The organism is Sphingobacteriales bacterium, from assembly GCA_012517435.1.
Lineage (GTDB): Bacteria > Bacteroidota > Bacteroidia > CAILMK01 > JAAYUY01 > JAAYUY01.
Window position 1 is genome coordinate 1 of the sequence record JAAYUY010000135.1, and the last position, 2,418, is coordinate 2,418.

Annotated in this window: 2 protein-coding genes; one reads left to right on the forward strand and one right to left on the reverse strand. The window is 36.9% G+C overall.

What is annotated here, in order from left to right:
• A partial coding sequence (locus tag GX437_07770) for a hypothetical protein (GenBank protein ID NLJ07550.1) occupies positions 1-431 on the reverse strand: 431 nt, incomplete at its 3' end.
• Between the two features lie 60 nt (positions 432-491).
• Between GX437_07770 and GX437_07775 the strand changes: the two genes are divergently transcribed.
• A partial coding sequence (locus GX437_07775) for a hypothetical protein (protein NLJ07551.1) occupies positions 492-2,418 on the forward strand: 1,927 nt, incomplete at its 3' end.

Genomic DNA, 2,418 nt, shown 5'->3' on the forward strand with positions numbered 1-2,418 from the left:
AATATCTCCTCACACAACCTGAAAAAGGCAAATAAGCCAAAGAAAACCAATAACAAATCGATTAATCGGAAAATATACTCCTTATGGCCGGTCAGTTTCCAGATATTTCCTGTCAGATAATAGACCAGCGGAAACTCACTGATGGTGTGTCCCGACTTTCCCTCGTCTGCTTCCATGGAATGAACAGCAGGATTAAAAAACGAAAGATTTTCCTTGTAATAATTCATCGTGATCGACAAACCGTCACATTGCCGCCATTGATGTAGCCCCTGTGGTCTTAAAAACAATATCTGCTGAAAGTCGTAAAATAAGCTTATGATAATAAAACTCAGGATGAATATCCACTTACTTACGGCAGGGCGATAATAGTAAGACAGCAACGTGTCAGATTTATGAAGTAATTGTAAAATATTGCTGATATTACGTTTCATTTCTTACCTCAAAGCTAATGGCTGTTTATCAATTGGCATAACCACAATAAAAACTAATTATTGTTGTTACTTTTGCGTATGAATTTTTATTTTAAAAACCTGATTTTTCTGCTGATTTTAGCTATTTGGGCAGAATCTCTTTATTCTCAATCTCTCAAAATTGGTGAATGGAGATCCCACCTGAATTACTCAAAAGGAAAAAAGTGCGAGGAAGTCAAGGACAAAGTGTATTGCGTGTCTGAAAATGGCTTTTTTTATGTCAACCAGCCGGATAACAGCATTGTAGCACTTTCAAAGACTGACGGATTTTCCGACAATCTGGTTCAAACCATTGAATATGAGCCTGCTTCTGATCTTTTGATGATCGTTTATACCAATACTTTTATTGATCTCCTGAAAGGAAATGTTATAACTACCCTTCCCGATATTTACCGTAAAAGTTTTTCAGGTAAAAAGACCATCAATCATGTGGCTTTTTACAATGGGAATGCTTATATCTCCTGTAGTTTTGGAATAGTAGTGTATAACATTTCTAAAAATGAAATCAGTGAGTCTTATATTGAAATCGGTAACAATGGCTCTGTTGTCGAAGTGCTTTCTACGGCATTTCTGAACGACAGTATTTTTGCTGCCACCAGCTCTGGAATACTTGCCGCATCTTTAAAAAATCCCAATTTACTCGATTACCGTGCCTGGTCTTTTATAATCAGCCAGCCCTGCAATAAACTGGTTGAATTTCAAAATACACTTATTGCTGATTTAAACGGGAATATCTCATCTTATAAAAACGGAAAATGGACTGTTTTCATTGATTCATTGACCAATGACTGTCAAAACATGGAAGTTGCCAACGACAAACTCACTATCTGTTTCACCAAATACATTTTTTCTTATTCTTCTGATTTTTCTTTTACAAAATATGATGTAAGCGGAGCAAAGTCAGCAATATTTAGTAAACAAAACAAACTTTGGATTGCTCATCCACTTTACGGATTACTCAAATACGACAACGGGAATTATTCTTTTTTATGTCCCAACGGTCCGTATTCCGGAAATTGCTGGGATATTGAAGTGGACGGAAATATTACTTATATCGCTCCGGGAGGCCTGACTTTTACAGGTTCTGCCAGTTATAATCTGGATGGTACTTTTTATTATCAGAATGGAATCTGGCATAATAAAAATTTCACAAACGACACCAGTCTGGCCAATGTCTTCGATATTATTAAAGTTGCCGTTAATCCGATATCCAAAGAGGTTTTTTTAGGTTCATTCGGTTACGGGCTTATGCTGATGAAAAACTTTCAAATAACTGAAAAGTTTACCGATGTCAATTCTTCTTTGCAAAAAAGTCTTGAAAACACTGATAAAATCAACATCAGAGGTATCTGTTTTGATCATAAAAACCAACTTTGGGTAAGCAATTTCGGAGCACCAAAATCACTTTCGGTCAGAAAAAATGATGGCTCATGGACATCTTTTAATCTTGGAGGGGGTAAAAACCGCAATATTGGTGATTTAATTGTTGACCTTTCAGATCGAAAATGGATTTTACTCCCGCTGGATGGAGGAATACTTGTGTTTGACGAAACCCGTCAACAGGGTGATCAATACAGGATGCTCACCAAAGATGAAAATAACGGTAATTTGCCTACTGAACGAATTCATTCCATTGCTCTCGACAAAAAAGGCAGAATCTGGATAGGAAGTGAAGATGGCGTTGCAGTTTTCTACAATCCATCAGCTGTTTTTACAACTTCAGGTTCAAATGCAAGTAAAATATGGGTCAATAACGGTAGCGAATCGGGCTATCTGCTTGCTTCTGAAATAGTTACAGCCATTGCTATTGATGGGGCAAACAAAAAATGGCTGGGCAGTAAAAATGGTGTCTGGTATGTTACTGAAGACGGCTCAGAAATTATCTATCATTTCAATAAAGACAACAGCCCCCTGCCGTCCAACAATATTCGTGATATTGCTATAAATT